Source organism: Peijinzhouia sedimentorum (assembly GCF_049340005.1).
Classification (GTDB): domain Bacteria; phylum Bacteroidota; class Bacteroidia; order Cytophagales; family Cyclobacteriaceae; genus CAXBDP01.
In genome coordinates, this window is sequence record NZ_JBMPIY010000007.1 from 24,294 (window position 1) to 41,819 (window position 17,526).

Here is a 17,526-nt window from a genome sequence, read left to right on the forward strand (position 1 = left end):
CTAAGCCCATCTACCTTTTCTGGTTCTACTCCATGCATATGCTGGTAGTGATCAACTCCTAATCTGATTAGGTTTTTTCGCTTTCGCACAAGCTTTTTCCAATCATGCCAAATAAAAGGCTCTCTGTCTCACTTCCATCGCTGCATGCCTCAAGGCAAACCAGCTTGCGAATGCTTTGCTTCGAGGCGTTACCCCCGCACATAAGGGACTTTCACCCTCTAGAATATTTGGAGTCTTCGATATCAGATGCCCATGCTAGGCACACACATATTAAATACTGCCCTTTACTAAATTTACTCAATTATTGATCTTTATTTGCAACTTACTTTCCGTGTTTTGTAGCATATAAAATAGTTATAAATATTGCATATTATGATCCTTTATTATAAGTAAGCGAATATTAACAAATATGAAGGAAAACAGAAAGGGAAAGACCTTATTATCAAAAAATGAAAATAGCCAAATCATTATTCAACTAAGAAAATTTTAGCTAAATGAAAATCGTGATGTATAAATCGGAATTCTTAAGAAAACTGATCAAAAAAATTTGATGGATAAATTAATTTTAGCCATGGATTTAAATTATAACCTACTAAATATAATTATGCTTTTTGGCGCTATACAAGGATTTATTCTTTGTGTATTTATTTACAAAAAGAACATCACTAATAAACTATCGGCTCGCTTTTTCCTATTGTTTCTTTTTTCCTTAGCCTTTTATAATCTTACCTATGCATTACTGGACATGGATGTCTTTAAATACTATAGGCCATTACATTTGTTTCCCTATCCATACAAATGGCTTATCGGTATTGGGTTTTACTTCTACATTAAAAATCAGTTTCAATCTAATGATGGTATTATTTATCATAAAAAAGAATGGTACATCATCGCCCCTGCAGTAATCTATGCGCTACTTAGGACATATTGGTTTAGCATTTCCGTTTCCGAAAATAGTTATCGTATTACAAAAGTAATTGTCGATTCAAATTTTTTTAGAATTCATGAATTTTTCTATCAATTCTTTACAATAGCACTACTCATTGCATCTCTTAAGGTTCTGAAAAAAAATTCACCTCCAACAACTGCAAGCCAAAAACGCAAGGATGTATTTGCATGGCTAAAGCGATTAACATTAGTGTTTTTATCTATTATAATTCTTGATATCGCATTATTCAGTGTAGATCTAATTCTTCATAACTGGATAGAAAGCATAAATTATTCTTACCCTACATTTATATTAAACACATTATTAATTTATTGGATTGGTTATGTAGGTTTCTTAAAGCCAAAACTATTTTTTGATGACTTTGGAGTTAAGGAGAAGCACGCAATTAATGATACTCTAAGCCCAATAACTGAGAAGTTAAACAAGGCAATTACTAATTCTATCTATACAAATCCCAATTTAAGCTTAACTGACTTTGCAATAAAAGTAGAGACTACCCCAAAAGAACTATCTAGATATATAAATGAAGTACATCAAATGAATTTTTCTGAATTCATTACCTTTCATCGTGTTGAAAAAGTAAAACAATTACTGAAAAGCTCTGACGCAGAAAGATTCACTTTAGTTGCACTTGCTGAAAATGCTGGATTTAGCTCTAAATCATCATTTAACACGAGTTTTAAGAAAATGGTTGGTATGACACCTTCAGCATATAAAAAGCAAAACACGTCTCATAAATAATGTCCAAGATTCCTCTTTTAGGACATAAATAACTTAGCTTTTAATACTTTTCTCATTCCGAAATCGATATTTGCACGACTGATTCCCGAGGTACCACATATATTGTTTAGTAGCCTTTCTTTTTTGCGGTTGTGATTCAAGAGATATAAAATACAAGCTAACTAGAAAATTTACTGATTATAAAATAGTGGTTATTGATCGTTGTGAATATATTTTTCATGAAACATATATCCCAAATTAGGAGGATAACACATAAAGGGAACTGTAAATATTGTAAAGAACGTAGCGAAAAATAATTGCTCTTAAGGTTGAGTATATGGGATTTAGTGAAATAATAAATAATCATAATAAATCGATGAAACTAAAATTAACATTCTTTCTGATTCTATTGCCGAGTATCGCTTGTCAAGCACAATGTGATCCTAAATTGAACAGTTACGCCGTTGGCTTTAATGAAATCAAAGCAAGTTCTTTTGCCTTTCTCGACAGCTCTCTGAATGACGTCAGGATTGTAGGCTATGGAGAAGACACTCACGGAACTGCTGAATTTACATTACTCGCAAAAGAATTAATGGAATACTTATCCGTAAAAAAAGGATTTAACATTTTCATTATCGAAACTGGTTTTGGTGAAGGACAATACTTAAACGATTATATTCAAGGGAAAAGAGATGATTTAAAGATCATATTAAATGAACACAATTCAACTTGGAGATACGGAACTAAAGAATTCTATCAATTAATGAATTAGTTAAAGAGATACAACCAAACACATACGGATAAAATATATCTCTATGGTTCTGAAATGCAATATGTGATGTCTGATGTCAACAGAATTCGGGAGTATCTTTTAAAAGTTGGTTCTAACTATCAAATAGACGGATTTGAAAAACATCTGTGGCAAGGATTCGACGAAAGTGAAAAATCTGATTATTACATTTCCTATGCAAAACTAAAAAAGCATTTCATTGATAATTATGAAACATTCAAAAGTAAAACATCAGAAAAAGAATTCAATTTAGCTTATCAACATATTGTTGTTTTAGGGCAATTTGTAACTGCCATTAACCAAAATGTTGAACAAAGGAAACACGATTTTCGAGATATTTATATGGGAGAAAATATTGAATGGATATTAAACTTTCATGGAAACAAATCTAAAGCACTCTATTGGGCCCATAATGCTCACATAGGAGATTGGGTTGATAACGGAATTGTAGATGTAACTGGTCATCAATTAAGAAAAATATACGGAGCTTCTTATTTTAATATTGCTACAGATTTTGGAACCGGAGAATATATTGCCTTTCCTGCTGATGCCAATCAAACTGGAAATTGGAAATTTGATACCTATAGTCATAAGGAAGTTCTTAAGAACACCTTTACTTATTGTTTACAGCAATTAGGAAAACCTAATACGTTTTTAAATATCCGAAAAGCGAGAGAGGAAAATAAAATGATAGAATCCCTAAATTCAAAATTGATATCAATGAGTGGGGCCGGTGCACAAGTTAGAAATAGTCAAACTGAAACTAAAGAATTTGGGAAAGCCTTTGATGCTATTATATTTTTAGACAAAACCAGTATAATCAATTGGGCTGAATAAAAAACGTTTTACAGTCGAGTAGGTAAAAAGGGGAATTCCACTCCCTAAACCTTTCAATTGTTAAGCTTATCAGTCTGAATCACAGATTAAAAATATTTCATGGATTGTTACGTCTATCCAGTACTGAAATAGGTTTACAGGTGCTGAAAAATGTAAAGGAGATTACATTGAATCACCTACTTATTATAACCGAGAACTGTGATGCTTGGAAAATCGTTTTTACAATCAAGCCATTAATTAAAAAATTGTATTTTTGTTTAAATACTTGAAATATGGATTTACAAACTAGAAAACTCAATTTAATTACCTATTTAGCTCAGATTAAAGATGAAATATTTATTGATAAACTGGAAAATTATATCCTAAAAAGGGAAGCTGAACATTATCCCGAATTAAAACCATTTACTATTGAGGAGTTAATAAATAGAATTGAGAGTTCCGAAGTAGATTTTAAAAACGGAAATTTTAGAAGTCAAGAAGATTTAGAAAAAGAGTCTGCTAATTGGTAGGAATGGAAATCATTTGGACTGATTCTGCAATCAGAAATTTAAAAGACATTTTTGCTTATTATTCTACTAAAGCAAATAAAAATGTTGCTCATAAGATTAGAAGACAAATACTAGAATCTTCTAAATAACTCAAAAACACTCCACATTCTGACCCAATAGAACCAAACCTTACAAGATTAAAGAAAGATCACAGATATTTAGTGAGTGGAAATTATAAATTGATTTACAGAATAATAGATAATCAAGTAATAATAAATGATGTTTTTGATACTAGACAAAACCCATCCAAAATGGAGGGCGAAAAGTCAAAAGCTGAGTAAATGACCAATAGGGGAAGCCTTAGCGAGCTTTTGCAAAGTGTGTTGTTTGAATTTTATGGTTTGTAATCCGAAGGTTGATAGAAGCAAAAAAGAAGGGTTTATTTGACCAATTGCATTTGCTTATTGAAAAGGAAAATAGATCGGTAGGCTTTGCAAAAATCCGCTAGTGGTTCTTGCTATGTCTACTTTCAGCTCTACGCTACCTTTTTTATCAAACTATTGAATTTTGAGTGCCACAGGGATTACATAAGTTAAATATAGGTAATTGTAATTTTCAGAAAATGAGTTCCTTAGATGGTCACTCACTACGTTTAAGTACAAGAACCTGAAAGATCATGATAGAATTGGGTGGCACATTGGTTGTTCCATCTACACCATAAGCTAAATGAGCAGGCACCTTGATAAAGCCAGAATCACCTTGATTGAAGTATGATAAACCCATTTGAAATCCATCAATTAATCGTTTTACATTTAGATCAATTGAAATTGGTGATTTTGTTCTAAAAGAGCTATCTAGTTCAGTACCGTCTTCTAAGTAACTAGCATAATGAATAATCATATTATTCATCCCAAGTATTGGTTCTAAAGCTAGCTCTCCTTTTACCTTATTAATGCTTACCCCTCCATTTACTTCTGTCCATTGTACTTGATTAAACTGCTGAACTCTGAGCAATTCATTTGCTTTTTCAGGATTTTCCTTTTTCAAAAGTTCACCTTCTTGATTCCATTCTCTTAGCAAAATCAATTTGCCTTGCACATCGTATTTTTCCTCCCGCTTCTTACTACCATCTTCGAACCAATAGGTATGTGTTCCTATCTTTAATCCATCCTTGGTTCTGCCTTGATATTTTTTTTCACCATTTTCATATCGCTCTACCGTTTTCTGAGCAAAAGCAGTTGTAGACAAAAGCATTAGGCTAAATCCAAAGATTAACAGGATTCTCATCATTGAATTAATATTTATATATGATATGGTCGATATCTAAAACATCTGAATTTCACGGAATACACGGAACTAAGTATATGTTTTGCTTTATTGTGTATTTAACCCTAACGAAGCAAAGTAAGAGGAAAGATACAAATTTGGATTGATGATACGTTTTGAGCTTTTCCAATACGAAACGCATCAAAAGAAAACGAACTCATTCATCATTAGCAATGATTCTAATTTAGACTGTTCCACTAAAATGCAATGAGTTGAATGTCTTCGCATGAGTATGTGAATAACGAATAATAACACTCATATTTTAAGTAAATAGCGCCTACTGACAATAGAAATAATTAATCCCTTTTTCTATGCGGTGTATAAGGAGCTCCTGCCTCTTCTAAGCTTTTTTCAAAATCTGCTAATTGATCAAAAAAAGCTGCTGCATCTTGTAAATACTGCGTAAACTCTCTTTGAGCGATATCAATGCTTGTTTTGTAGGTAGCTGTAGGTGGCTCCGTAGTACTCCAATGTCCATAAATCACAGCTCCCACCCTACTTGTAATGGAAGGGGCAGTAGATTCACTATTACTTTGCAAAACCCTATCGCCCATTAAGGCCATACTCAATGTATACAGTGTATTATTAAGCTCCGTCCATTTTGCAAATAGCTCAGCAGAAGCATCAGGTGTCTTTGTTAAGGCTGCCTTGGTGTAGCGCAGCTTTTCGCTTGCCTCATTTAGTTGACTAGCTGCACTGGATGTCCTTCTGTACAGATCACTTGTTCGCCTTTTGAAAGCAGCTAATTCCTCGTAATTATTAGTGCTTGGGAAGGCTGGTTTCACAGTGAACTCTTGCACTTCTCCTTGTTGCTCCAGTTTTCCATTATTCAACACATAAAGAGCCACTTTGTATGTGCCCGGTGCTACCAATGGTCCAACAGGATCGCTGGCCCATGGAGGTTGAAAATCCGGTACATTTAGGTTGATAGGGTTGGGCGGAGCTAATCTTAAATCCCAGCTTACTCTATTCAGTCCTTTTTTAGCAAGTCCTTCTATCCACCGAATAGGCTCACCGCCTTTATCTTGTACCAATAGCATAACTTTCGACTCTTCTTCCAAGGCTTCTCGCCTCAATTGCTCCCAGCCAGGAAATGGAATATCATTTTTCTTCTCATTTAGGTTTTTCTCTTTTTCTCTCCGCAGTGCCTTTTCTGTTTGAGGAAGTTCCTGCAAGTAGTAGGTAAAAACAGCACCAAAAGGTGGGTTTTCACTAACAAAACTATCTGAACCTTGGGAAGGCATTCCTTTGGCTTGCATTGGTGTATTGGGAATATACCACCAAGCATCTCTCACCGGAAGTACTACATTTGAGCTATTTTGTGCCAATTGGTTAATTGCTCGCAATGGAGAATAATCATCCAAAATGTAAACGCCACGTCCAAAGCTTGCGCCCACCAAATCATTATCTCTTGGATGCAATTCAATATCTCTAAATGGAATGGTAGGAACTCCCGCATGCAACTTCGTCCAGTTTACTCCCTTATTCACTGAAAAATACAAGCCATATTCAGTGCCGATAAATAGCAAATTTTCATCTATATGATCTTGCTTAAGTACCCAAGTAAGGGTATTGACCGGCAAATCTCCTGCAATGGATTGCCAAGATTTGCCCTTATCTGTACTTATGAAAATGTAGGAGGAATAATCTCCCAATTGATGTCCATTGGCAACGGCAAATACGGTATTGACATGATGAGAAGAGGCGTGAATGTGATTGATAAAGGTCAGCTCGGGAACCTTGGGTAGACTAGCACTCTTGCTCCAGTTTTTGCCATCGTCTTCGCTTATATGAATTAGGCCATCATCTGATCCAGTATAAAGCAACCCTGCTTGTAGAGGTGACTCAGAAATGGTAGTGAGCGTAGCGTATTTAGACATAGCTCCATTGTCGTACAATGCATCAATACTTGGCACCCTGTCCATCATCTCCAGCTCGTATCTGTTAGTATTAGTCGTAAGATCATCACTGATAGCTATCCAAGAATTCCCGCGGTCAGTGCTTTTCCATACTCGCTGAGACCCAAAATACAGAGTTTTATGATCATGTGGGCTTATCTGTATTGGGCTGTCCCAGTTCCAGCGATTGGCGGGTTCGCCCGGTCCGGATTGTGGCTGAATATTTAATACCTCACCGGTTGTTCTATTGTGTCTATGCAACTGCCCTTCCTGAATTTCCATATACACGATATTTGGATCTTCAGGGTCAAAAGCCGCATCATAACCATCGGCTCCTAGAGGCACATACCAGTCTTGATTTCGTACGCCTTCAATATTGGTCGTTCTGCCGGGGCCAATTAATGTTCCTAAATCCTGGGCTCCTAAAACCATATTGTAAAATGGTTCTGCATTGTCTAGACCTATCTTGTAAAATTGTGATACCGGGAGGTTTGGAAAATGACGCCAAGTAGCTCCTTCATCAAAGGATTCGTATAAACCTCCATCCGTTCCTACTATCAAATGAAGGCCATTAGCTGGGTCGATCCACAAGGCATGATTATCACTGTGTTTTCCTCTGCCGGTTTCACTATAATTAAATGTTTTACCTCCATCACGTGTAACATTTACAAACACATCCATCTGATAAACTAGATCAGGATTGTTTGGTGAAGCTTCAATTTCTTGATAATAATGTGGGCCTGTACCTCCTGAGATATAGCTACTGCGCTTTTCCCAACTTTCGCCCTTATCCATTGATCTGTAGAAGCCTTTATTAGCATTATCAGATTCTATGGTAGCGTATACCAACTGTGGATTAGCAGGGGTGACTGCCAGTCCTATTTTTCCCATATCAGCTTGTGGTAAACCCTTAGTCATCCGTCTCCAGCTTTCGCCTCCATCCATGGATTTGAAAATACCTGAATTGGGACCTCCGCCAAGCAAGGCCCATGTTTTTCTTCTTCTTTGATAGGCCGCAACATAGATAATATCAGGATTGAAAGGGTCGAACTCCGCGTCTGTTACCCCTGTAGCTTCATCGATCTCTAGCGCTAAACTCCATGTATTGCCCCCATCTATAGTTTTGTATAATCCTCGGTCTCCGCCTGAAGACCACAATGGGCCTTCTGCTGCTACATATACTATGTCGGAATTTCTTGGGTCGATCAGTATTTTCCCAATATGCTCCGAATTCTTTAGCCCCATCTGCTCCCAAGTGGCACCACCATCCATGCTTTTGTAAACGCCATCGCCCCAACCAACATGTCGGCCGCTTACATTCTCTCCGGTACCCACCCATACTACTTCCGGGTTATTTGGATCCAATGCTACAGTACCAATGGAATAGGATGCTTGTGCGTCAAAAATTGGCGTCCAAGTAGTTCCGCTATTCGTTGTTTTCCATAAGCCACCCGAACCTACTGCTACATACCAGGTGCTGGTTTGAATGGGATTCACTGCGATATCCGCAATTCTTCCGCCCATTAATGCCGGTCCAATTCCTCTCAATTTAAGTCCATTGGCTACCTGAGCAGCCATTTCCTTTTGATTAGACTGAGCCTTAAGACTTTGTACATTTAATGATAGGAAAAGAAGTGCTGTAAGAAGTAGAGTAATAGAGACTCTTTGCATGGCAGATTAGGTTTAATGAATGATTAAGGTACAAGAAATTTCATTTTACTGTAAGACATTCTTCAAAAAAAGATTATTAGAGTTTTCATGACCTTAATGCCGATACGACAGAAATACCTACGGAAATAGAGGGTAATCAATGGCTATAAGTAATTAAACTTCCGGGATGAAATTGGGCGATTTGAATTTTACTGTTGTTACTGTTTCTGGGCATAGAAACTTTTTCATAAACTGAATAAATGTGATAATTGACATTTTGTCCAGTATTCTTGTTTTGAACACACTACAGGCTTTTGTATAATTTCTCCTGATCATGGACAGGTCGCATAATTGGGAGAATAATATACCAATTCTTATACTTGAATTCCTGAAAATATACGGCAGTTTTTTTAGCCTTTCTGATTCATTCTCATAGGAGTTTCCAACACACTATTAGCCGACTCTAAAAGATCCATAGTTACTATGTAAACAAATACCCAATATCTCCAAGAATCATACATTCAGACAGTTGTTGTTTAATATCTTACAGATAATGCGGTCTATACATTTGCTTTGACTTCATGCCAACGCTGTGTGAAGAAGTGGAATCGACATTAGGCCCTTTAACAAAATCAATGAGCTGTTTTTCAATAAATTAAGAATAATAATCCCTGTTTTATTTCAACATTTGCCTGACTAAATAATCTCACACAGCAGGTATCATAAATAACACTTCCAGTCACACTGGATAAAGAGCCTGAAAGACTATACCTAAATGGGACAGTCTTCAACCCCTATCTAATAAGTGAATTTTTTTTGTAACATTTTTTTTGATTCGCTTACCTACTCTTTGAAACTAAAAAACAGAAAAAATGAAAATCCTTAAATCTATCATTGTTACATTATTATTTAGCTTCACAGCTCAATTTGCTGGTGGACAAACAGCTGTACAGCTTGAAAATTCTCTTTTATGGAAAGTAGAACATCCCGATTTAGAAAAACCATCCTATATTTTCGGAACGCTCCATATGATGTGCATTGATGACTTCAAATTGCCTGAAAAACTCATCAATACAATTGCCGAAGTTGAGGCATTAGTACTGGAAATAAACATGACCGATCCGGCAGAAATGAAGAGCATGCAAGAGTCCATTACCAATTCAAAAAAGATTTCAGAAGAGTTGAGTACTGTGCAATTCAGTCGACTTGACACTTTGGTACAACGGGTGGTAGGCACATCGCTGGTTAATTTAGATAGCTATGGACTTTCTATGCTTAACAGCATGTTGATTATGAAAATGTTACCTTGTACGGAAATAAAATCCTTCGAGCTGGAGCTTACACAAATAGCCCTTTCAGAAAGGATACCCATATACAATCTTGAAACAGTCGCTGAGCAACTTGCTATGATGCAGCTAGCATTTCCTACAGAGTCTGCTTACGAACAGATGATGCTTCATGATGCCTACAAGGTGGACTTTCAGAAAGCTATTATATCTTATAAGAAGGAGGAGCTGACGGAAGCTGTAAGCTACCTTACTAAAACAGAATATATGGATGAAAATGCCGTAACGCTAATACAAGTGGATAGAAACAAAAAATGGGTAGAAAAAATGTCACCTATGATGCAGGAAAGAAGCAATTTATTTGCCGTAGGAGCTGCTCACCTTACCAATGACTTTGGAGTCATTCACCTTTTAAGGGAGAAAGGGTATACTGTCACTCCAGTATTTAACTAGTAGCAGTAAATGCAGCTATCTGAACAAGAATTTTTAAACGCTATTAACAAACACAAAGGCATCCTTTACAAAGTGTCAAGGATGTACTTTGATAACTTGGAAGACCAGCAGGACTTATTTCAAGAAATAATTCTTCAACTGTGGAAATCTATACACACTTTCAAAGGCTCAAGCGAATTATCCTCTTGGATGTACCGAGTAGCCATAAATACAGCCATCGTCTTCTTTAAGCAAGAGAAAAGAAAACCAGCACAAGACACCTTATTTGATAATGAAGCCATTGCTTTTGAAAATTATGATGACCATAAAGATCAGCAATTAGCACACTTCTACGAGGCTGTAAAAAAGCTTACTAAAATCGAGAAAGCGATCATTTTACAACTTATTGAAGGATTTTCCGGCAAAGAGATCGCCCTAAATCTAGGTATATCAGAAGTCAATGTAAGGGTGAAGGCTAAAAGAACAAAAGAGAAATTACAAGAAATTATAAAAACACAAGGTTATGAATTTTGAAGAGATCAAAAAGAAAATGGAGGGACAAGAAATGAACGAGCTTTCAGTACCTACCAACATCAAGCAAATAGAAAAAAGCAAACTTCCCATACAAAAGGTCAGAAGAAGCATGAGAAGTGAGATTGCTACGCAGCTTGTCATTATTGTGCTATTTTTCACTGCACCCTTTATGATTCCAATGGATCAATTGGCAAAAGGTTTATACTTAATTTTACAATTTGTCACTGCTTTAATTACTTTACTGTATTTAGCCAAGATGACTTGGTTCCTGAATAAAACCAGTGATATAAGTGGTAGTAGTAAAGATACTGTAGTGGCCTTTATCTATGATTTAAAACTAACGCTAGAGGTATATAAGACTGCTGTTATTGCAGGCAGCCTTCTATTACCCATTTCCTTGCTTACTTTTTGCCTAGGAATCGGTAAGGTACAATTAAATACCCCAATGAGTAGAGAAGATATATTTCTCAAGCTCATCTCATTAGATATGAGTAATACTAACCTGCTGATTATTATTTGTGGCTATCTCTTTATTGCTGCCATTATTTATTATGGTACTGTAAAATGGGCTGATCGGCTATATGGCGTACACGTGAAAAACCTTCAGACTACCTTAAAGGATTTTGAGCAATAATAAGTTTAGTCGTCAATAAAATTGCAGGGATAAATCTGCATTGCAAAAAAATATCATGAGGATAAGTAAATTCTTAGGGATTTTGGGCCTAAGCTTTTCAAAAACAGTGAGTGGTATTGCTTTCTAATATTTTAATGAAACTCGCCGGAAAATGTAGTAGAAGTCATCCTTTCAATTTTCGCAAAGCAATAAGCCTGCACAAATCAATCAATCCGAATTACAAAATTTCATTGCAATGAAACTACTTGAACTAATTATTAACAGAAAAAAATTGGAAATTAAAAGAAGCATATTAGGAAATGAGACAGTGTTTCTAGACAATAAATTAGTAAGTCGTAAACGGACTTTATTTGGCACTAGTCACAATATCGAAATAGCTGGACAAAATTATGAGCTAAAATATGCAGTTAAGAGCGCTTGGAAAAAATTAACTGGACAGCCCACATTTCAAATTAACTCTAATGGAGTATTATTGTCTGAACACAATATAAAAAATAGTTCATTCTTAACAATTCAATTTCTTATTGGACTTATTGCCACCTATTTCATGTATTTAATTATTATGATGATAATAGAATCTGCAAAAAATGGGTTTGTTTACGATGCACATTAAAAATCATTAATGAATGTATCGTCATGAGAAAGGTTTACGGATTCCAAATAATCAAGGAAAATCCCTGCCTTCGGCAAGCAGACGTGCCATCTGTGCATTCTTTGAAATATGTGATTCTGATTATAATGTGTGATCTGCACATTCGCTGGAGTTAGACATCTCTTCCTAGATCAGAAAAGAACTTAGCGAAGCGATATCACGAATACCATTGAAAAATAAAAATAATGAGTAAAACGAGGTTGGTCAAATAAATTAAAAACAAATCTGCTGGACTGAAGCTCGCTTTTCGCCGACGACTTCCCTACATACTATTCAAGAAAATCTCAGCATTTATACATCATAAAAGGGAAATTTTGTGCGCTCAGCAAATAATCATAAGGTTTGAATCATGAGAATGATTGCATGAGCTTAATAGAAAAAAGTAATCTGGCTAATCCACCATGGGTACAAAATAAGCTGGCAAGTCATTATTCAAAAAAGCAAAAAAGACCTTATATTGAGAAATTAACCATAAACGTACCTCCCAATGAAAGCTAAACTGATTTTCAAGAAACTCAAATCTGGCTTTAAAAAACTCGTATCCTTACTAAGTCCTGGCAAAAAAGCCATGAAGGGGGCAGCTATAGGAATGTTGATTTTTGCTTGTCTTGTTTTTCTTATCCTCCCGCTAGAAATCATTCAGCCATTAGGATTCATTACCACTTTTGTTTTTGCAATAGGGTTATTCCTGATACTCATTTTAAGTGCATTATTGATCAATTATTTGCTTAAAAAGCTTAATGAATTACCAACTTTATTTAAAAGAGCACTGTTTTTCACCATTCTGGTTACTTTCCTCAGTTTTGCAGGTGGCATGCAAATTACTTTGAGTTTTCTTGCGGCATTTATCATCCTTCCCGCATTATTAGGGGGTGGTATTTGGTTACTTATCAAGCGTGATTGGAAGAAAAACACACTGCTCAATAAGATCTTAATTAGCGCGAGTACAGTTATTGGATTTGCAGGATTACTTACCATTTCAATCTGGTATTTCTATACAGGAAAAGACACAGAAGCGCCAACGAATGCCGCTTACTTTGGGGAATCTATTCCTGAACCTTTACAGCTGGAAGACCCTTCAGCAGATGGTCCATATTCCTTTCAATACCTAACTTATGGCAGTGGAAATGATAAAAACCGAGAAGAGTTTGCTGAGCAGGTAAGCATCAAAACAGACTCCGTAGATGGTAGTAATCTGCTTACTTCATGGAGTGGCTTTACCGGCAAATTGCGCACAAAATATTTTGGTTTTGATAAGGATGCATTGCCGCTAAATGCACGCGTTTGGTATCCCGAAGGCGAAGGGAATTTCCCGCTTGTGCTCATTGTCCATGGTAATCATCTAGCACAAGATTTCTCTGACGGCGGCTACGGATATTTGGGTGAGTTTTTGGCAAGTAGAGGATACATTTTTGCTTCTGTGGATGAAAACTTCCTCAATAGCAGTTTTTCTGATATCCCAAATGGCTTATCAGGTGAAAATGGTGCTAGAGGTTGGTTAATGCTGAAACATTTGGAGCAATGGAGAAAGTGGAATGCGGATAGTACCAGCCAATTTTACAATAAGGTAAATATGGATGAAATAGCCTTGATCGGCCACTCTAGAGGAGGCGAAGCCGTGGCCATTGCAGCATCATTCAATCGGCTTCCATTCCACCCGGATAATGGCTTAGAAAAGTTCGATTTCAATTTTAATATTCGCAGCATTGTGGGAATTGCACCGGTAGATGGGCAATATACACCGAGCAATGTCCCAACGCCGATCGAAGATGTGAACTATCTCCTATTGCATGGTTCGCATGATATGGACGTTCAATCGTACAGTTCTTTGAAACAATTTCACCGGTTAGAGTATTCGGAAGGTTTTGATGGGTTCAAGGCTGGCCTTTACATTTACAAAGCTAATCATGGGCAATTCAACACTACTTGGGGCAACAAAGATGGCGGATCGCCATACATCAATCTTTTCAACCTCAAGCAATTAATATCGGAGGAAGACCAACAAAAAATAGCCAAAGTATATATCGGAGCATTTTTGGAAACTACACTCAAGAAAAATAAAGCTTATCAACCGCTATTTGCAGATCATAGATTGGGAAAAAATTGGCTTCCGGAAAATATCTACTTATCGCAATATGAGCAATCAGGCATTACGTATTTGGCCAATTACGAGGAGGACATTGATCTATCTACCGCAACGATAGCGGGAGGAAAAATTGTTGCCGATAAGCTTAGCAAATTTAAAGAACAACTCATTAAAATGACTTATAGCAACCAAAGTAGCAAAGCCGCTTACTTAGGTTGGGATTTTTCAGAAACTGATACATTGATCGGAACTTATACAATCACACTGCCTGACTCAATGGTTTTAGATTCGATTAAACATGAGACTTTGGGCTTTTTATTGGCAGATGCCGCTGAGGATGCATCTCATCCCAAAAAGAAATCGGCTAAGAATGAAAATGAGGAGGAAGAAGGCGAAGGCGATAACGCAAATGAAGAAAATAATGAAAGCCAAGAAGAAGAGGATGATGAAAGTGAGGAAGATGATAAAGATAAAAAGAAAGAGCCCATTGACTTTACCATACAATTGACTGACCAGAATGGGGAAATAGTGAGTACCTTGCTAAGTGAATATTCATATCTGCAACCTCAAATTGAAAAGAACTTGATGAAGCTTGAATTTATGAGAAACAATCCAAATTCAGAGGCCGTATTTAGTTCCTTTTACCTCCCGCTTTCTTCTATTGGTGTGGAAAATCCATTTTTCGATTGGCAAAAATTGAGTAAGATTGAATTTATTTTCAATCAAAATAAAAAAGGTGTTATCATTCTTAATAATATAGGTTTGATGACAAATCCATTTACACCCAAACAAAATGATTAAATCCTAAATGGATACTCTGGCCGTTATTATACTTTGTATTTCTATTTTTCCTACACTTGCATCTCTTATCAAATGGGACGATTGGTGGATTAGAATTTTTGATTTTCCAAGAGTTCAAATTGCTGTAATTCAAATAATTATATTATTTATCGCTATTTGGTTAATCCCATACTTTAGCCTTACATATATCGTATTATTTGCAGTAGCTGTACTGAGTTTTCTCTATCAATTAGTGAAAATTTTTCCCTATACCAATTTAGCTCGTCAGCAAGTTTTGAGGTATAAGGGAAATGAAAAGTCTAATAATGTTTCTATTCTTGTAAGCAATGTATTAGAGACAAATCGTGATGCTAGCAAACTTTTGAGCTTGATAAATCAATACAAACCGGATATTCTTTTGACATTGGAATCGGACGATTGGTGGGAGGCAAAATTATCTTCGATCGAGAAAGATTATCCATATACGGTGAAAAAACCGCTTAAAAATTTGTATGGAATTCATCTGTACTCTAAGCTAGAGCTGATTGACACGGAGATAAAGTATGTGGTTGATGATGAAATTCCATCTATCCACGGATATGTAAAACTGCGATCGGGCCGAAAGGTAAAAATTCATTGCTTACACCCAACGCCTCCAAGTCCAACTGAGCGAGAAACTTCTACCGACAGAGACGCCGAACTGCTGATTGTAGGCAAAAATGTAGATGCGAAAAAAGAGCCCACACTAGTTTTTGGGGATTTGAATGATGTAGCTTGGTCTAGAACCACAAGACTTTTTCAGCAGCTAAGCGGATTATTAGATCCACGAATTGGGCGTGGCTTTTACAGCACCTTTCATGCTGATTATAGATTACTCAGATGGCCATTAGATCATATATTTTTGTCGCCTGAGTTCAAGTTAATTGAGATCAGAAGGCTGCCACATATTGGTTCGGATCATTTTCCATTTTTTGCCCACTTACATTTGGTTGGACAATCAGATAATTTGGAAGAAGCTCCTGAGGTACTCGAAGAGGAGGAGGAAGAATGGGTAGAAGAGAAAATTAAAAAAGCAGAGCCATTGCAATACCATCTATAGTTTAAGCCAAATCCATACAAGCAAATAAAATTTGACTAGCCTAATTTATTGAAAATAAGGCATGAAGGTGTATGAATTATCAAAAGCAAATTTGGAATCAGATTTCTTTTCGTACCTTTGTAAACGCAGATGTAATTTTCTGCGAAATCCTCCATTCGTATTGGCTGAAAGATTAGTGGTGTCTTTGTGAAAATCGGTCAATATTCACCTTTAAAATTTGTTTATGGGCAGATCGCAAGAAACATTCAGCAAGAAAGAAAAAGAGAAAAAGAGACTTCGCAAGCGCAAAGAGAAGGAAGAGAAAAAAGAAGAAAAGAAAGCCAATCAGCAGGAGCAAAGTTTTGAAGATATGATTGCCTACGTTGATGAAGACGGCAACATTACTTCTACCCCACCCGATCCTAAGAAAAAGAAAACTGTAGTAAAATCAGAAGACATTGTAATTGGCGTTCCTAAGCAGGAAGATCTAGAGCCGATGGAAACCATCAGGAAGGGCACTGTTACATTTTTCAATGATGCAAAAGGATATGGTTTCATAAAAGATCATGAAACTCAGGAAAGTATTTTTGTGCATGCAAACGGCCTTACCGAAGAGATTAAAGAAAATAATCAGGTTACATTTGAAGTAGAAATGGGGCCAAAAGGGCCAAATGCTTTTGATGTGAAAGTAATTCGATAAGTAATAATAAATTGGCCAGGCATTAAAAGCGGGAGGTTGATTATTAGGCATTATAAAAGCCTCATTTGGATTCCAGATGAGGCTAATTTTTTGTCTTTTTTTGTTGGGATATTTTAAAATCTGTACATAGCGCTGATGTAGTTTATTATTGATCCGCTCGTTTTGAGCATGATTCCTCAGAGCATTTCGGACTATTTGGCGGGAGGTTAATTGGTGCAATTCCATTATCTATGGTTATTTCGCTCATTACCCAATCCTAAAATCATCAAATCTTAATTCAGACATTTGCGGTGAAAGCAGTTAATTCAAAAAAACAGAGAATATTGAAGAGGTGTTATTGGATTTGAAGAACAGTTGATGGTGGTCTTCTTATAGTTTCAAACGGTTGAGGCGGGAGGATGGTTTGTGCTTTGGCTTAACCCACGGCTGCACCGTGGGTTAATGATATTTCGCTCCGTTGGAGCTGAAAATCATAGTCTATCAAAAAAATCATTTTTAATCATAGTTCAGACAATTGCGGTGAAAGCAGATGATTCAAAATGCAGAGAATGTTGAAGAGGTGTTGTTGGATTTGAAGAGCAGTTGATAGTGGTCTTCTTATAGTTTCAGACGGTTGAGGCGGGAGGATGGTTTGTGCTTTGGCTTAACCCACGGCTGCACCGTGGGTTAATGATATTTCGCTCCGT

At 36.4% G+C, this 17,526-nt stretch carries 13 protein-coding genes and 1 pseudogene; 12 read left to right on the forward strand and 2 right to left on the reverse strand.

What is annotated here, in order from left to right; translation table 11 throughout:
• Positions 1–550 precede the first annotated feature (550 nt).
• The 5 genes and pseudogenes from ACOXY8_RS10810 to ACOXY8_RS10830 all read left to right on the forward strand — a co-directional run bounded on the left by ACOXY8_RS10810 (position 551) and on the right by ACOXY8_RS10830 (position 3,933).
• Positions 551–1,690 (forward strand): helix-turn-helix domain-containing protein, encoded by a 1,140-nt coding sequence (locus ACOXY8_RS10810; RefSeq protein ID WP_458331606.1) that lies wholly within the window; start codon positions 551–553, stop codon positions 1,688–1,690.
• 355 nt (positions 1,691–2,045) lie between these two features.
• Positions 2,046–2,441: a hypothetical protein gene (locus ACOXY8_RS10815; RefSeq protein WP_458331607.1), complete on the forward strand. Its 396-nt coding sequence runs from the start codon at positions 2,046–2,048 to the stop codon at positions 2,439–2,441.
• Positions 2,442–2,453: 12 nt separating this feature from the next.
• Positions 2,454–3,296 (forward strand): annotated as a pseudogene (locus ACOXY8_RS10820) (erythromycin esterase family protein); the annotation flags it as partial.
• A 272-nt stretch (positions 3,297–3,568) separates the two neighbouring features.
• Positions 3,569–3,805, forward strand: coding sequence for a hypothetical protein (locus ACOXY8_RS10825; RefSeq protein ID WP_458331608.1), 237 nt, complete (start codon positions 3,569–3,571; stop codon positions 3,803–3,805).
• 2 nt (positions 3,806–3,807) lie between these two features.
• A complete protein-coding gene (locus tag ACOXY8_RS10830; protein WP_458331609.1) occupies positions 3,808–3,933 on the forward strand; it encodes a type II toxin-antitoxin system RelE/ParE family toxin in 126 nt (41 codons plus the stop codon).
• Between the two features lie 490 nt (positions 3,934–4,423).
• On the opposite strand, the gene ACOXY8_RS10835 is transcribed toward ACOXY8_RS10830, so the two are convergent.
• On the reverse strand, positions 4,424–5,074 hold the full coding sequence (locus ACOXY8_RS10835; protein ID WP_458331610.1) for an FKBP-type peptidyl-prolyl cis-trans isomerase: 651 nt from the start codon (positions 5,072–5,074) through the stop codon (positions 4,424–4,426).
• 332 nt (positions 5,075–5,406) lie between these two features.
• Positions 5,407–8,679 (reverse strand): WD40/YVTN/BNR-like repeat-containing protein, encoded by a 3,273-nt coding sequence (locus ACOXY8_RS10840; protein ID WP_458331611.1) that lies wholly within the window; start codon positions 8,677–8,679, stop codon positions 5,407–5,409.
• Between the two features lie 851 nt (positions 8,680–9,530).
• Between ACOXY8_RS10840 and ACOXY8_RS10845 the strand changes: the two genes are divergently transcribed.
• The 7 genes from ACOXY8_RS10845 to ACOXY8_RS10875 all read left to right on the forward strand — a co-directional run bounded on the left by ACOXY8_RS10845 (position 9,531) and on the right by ACOXY8_RS10875 (position 16,840).
• The gene (locus ACOXY8_RS10845) at positions 9,531–10,397 is read left to right on the forward strand and encodes a TraB/GumN family protein (protein WP_458331612.1); all 867 of its coding nucleotides are present in this window, start codon (positions 9,531–9,533) and stop codon (positions 10,395–10,397) included.
• 9 nt (positions 10,398–10,406) lie between these two features.
• Positions 10,407–10,910, forward strand: a complete 504-nt coding sequence (locus tag ACOXY8_RS10850) for an RNA polymerase sigma factor (protein ID WP_458331613.1) — start codon at positions 10,407–10,409, stop codon at positions 10,908–10,910.
• A complete protein-coding gene (locus tag ACOXY8_RS10855) occupies positions 10,900–11,544 on the forward strand; it encodes a hypothetical protein (RefSeq protein ID WP_458331614.1) in 645 nt (214 codons plus the stop codon). Before ACOXY8_RS10850 ends, ACOXY8_RS10855 begins: the two co-directional genes overlap by 11 nt.
• A gap of 235 nt (positions 11,545–11,779) precedes the next feature.
• A complete protein-coding gene (locus ACOXY8_RS10860) occupies positions 11,780–12,157 on the forward strand; it encodes a hypothetical protein (protein ID WP_458331615.1) in 378 nt (125 codons plus the stop codon).
• Positions 12,158–12,683: 526 nt separating this feature from the next.
• The gene (locus ACOXY8_RS10865) at positions 12,684–15,083 is read left to right on the forward strand and encodes an alpha/beta hydrolase family protein (protein ID WP_458331616.1); all 2,400 of its coding nucleotides are present in this window, start codon (positions 12,684–12,686) and stop codon (positions 15,081–15,083) included.
• Positions 15,084–15,090: 7 nt separating this feature from the next.
• Positions 15,091–16,161 (forward strand): endonuclease/exonuclease/phosphatase family protein, encoded by a 1,071-nt coding sequence (locus ACOXY8_RS10870; RefSeq protein ID WP_458331617.1) that lies wholly within the window; start codon positions 15,091–15,093, stop codon positions 16,159–16,161.
• Positions 16,162–16,384: 223 nt separating this feature from the next.
• Positions 16,385–16,840, forward strand: coding sequence for a cold-shock protein (locus ACOXY8_RS10875; RefSeq protein WP_458331618.1), 456 nt, complete (start codon positions 16,385–16,387; stop codon positions 16,838–16,840).
• Positions 16,841–17,526 lie beyond the last annotated feature (686 nt).

Excerpts from the sequence above, each read along its gene's own strand:
- ACOXY8_RS10810 (WP_458331606.1), top strand. The coding sequence starts at position 551 with ATGGATAAATTAATTTTAGCCATGGATTTAAATTATAACCTACTAAAT.
- ACOXY8_RS10815 (WP_458331607.1), top strand. The coding sequence starts at position 2,046 with ATGAAACTAAAATTAACATTCTTTCTGATTCTATTGCCGAGTATCGCT.
- ACOXY8_RS10825 (WP_458331608.1), top strand. The coding sequence starts at position 3,569 with ATGGATTTACAAACTAGAAAACTCAATTTAATTACCTATTTAGCTCAG.
- ACOXY8_RS10830 (WP_458331609.1), top strand. The coding sequence starts at position 3,808 with ATGGAAATCATTTGGACTGATTCTGCAATCAGAAATTTAAAAGACATT.
- ACOXY8_RS10835 (WP_458331610.1), bottom strand. The coding sequence starts at position 5,074 with ATGATGAGAATCCTGTTAATCTTTGGATTTAGCCTAATGCTTTTGTCT.
- ACOXY8_RS10840 (WP_458331611.1), bottom strand. The coding sequence starts at position 8,679 with ATGCAAAGAGTCTCTATTACTCTACTTCTTACAGCACTTCTTTTCCTA.
- ACOXY8_RS10845 (WP_458331612.1), top strand. The coding sequence starts at position 9,531 with ATGAAAATCCTTAAATCTATCATTGTTACATTATTATTTAGCTTCACA.
- ACOXY8_RS10850 (WP_458331613.1), top strand. The coding sequence starts at position 10,407 with ATGCAGCTATCTGAACAAGAATTTTTAAACGCTATTAACAAACACAAA.
- ACOXY8_RS10855 (WP_458331614.1), top strand. The coding sequence starts at position 10,900 with ATGAATTTTGAAGAGATCAAAAAGAAAATGGAGGGACAAGAAATGAAC.
- ACOXY8_RS10860 (WP_458331615.1), top strand. The coding sequence starts at position 11,780 with ATGAAACTACTTGAACTAATTATTAACAGAAAAAAATTGGAAATTAAA.
- ACOXY8_RS10865 (WP_458331616.1), top strand. The coding sequence starts at position 12,684 with ATGAAAGCTAAACTGATTTTCAAGAAACTCAAATCTGGCTTTAAAAAA.
- ACOXY8_RS10870 (WP_458331617.1), top strand. The coding sequence starts at position 15,091 with ATGGATACTCTGGCCGTTATTATACTTTGTATTTCTATTTTTCCTACA.
- ACOXY8_RS10875 (WP_458331618.1), top strand. The coding sequence starts at position 16,385 with ATGGGCAGATCGCAAGAAACATTCAGCAAGAAAGAAAAAGAGAAAAAG.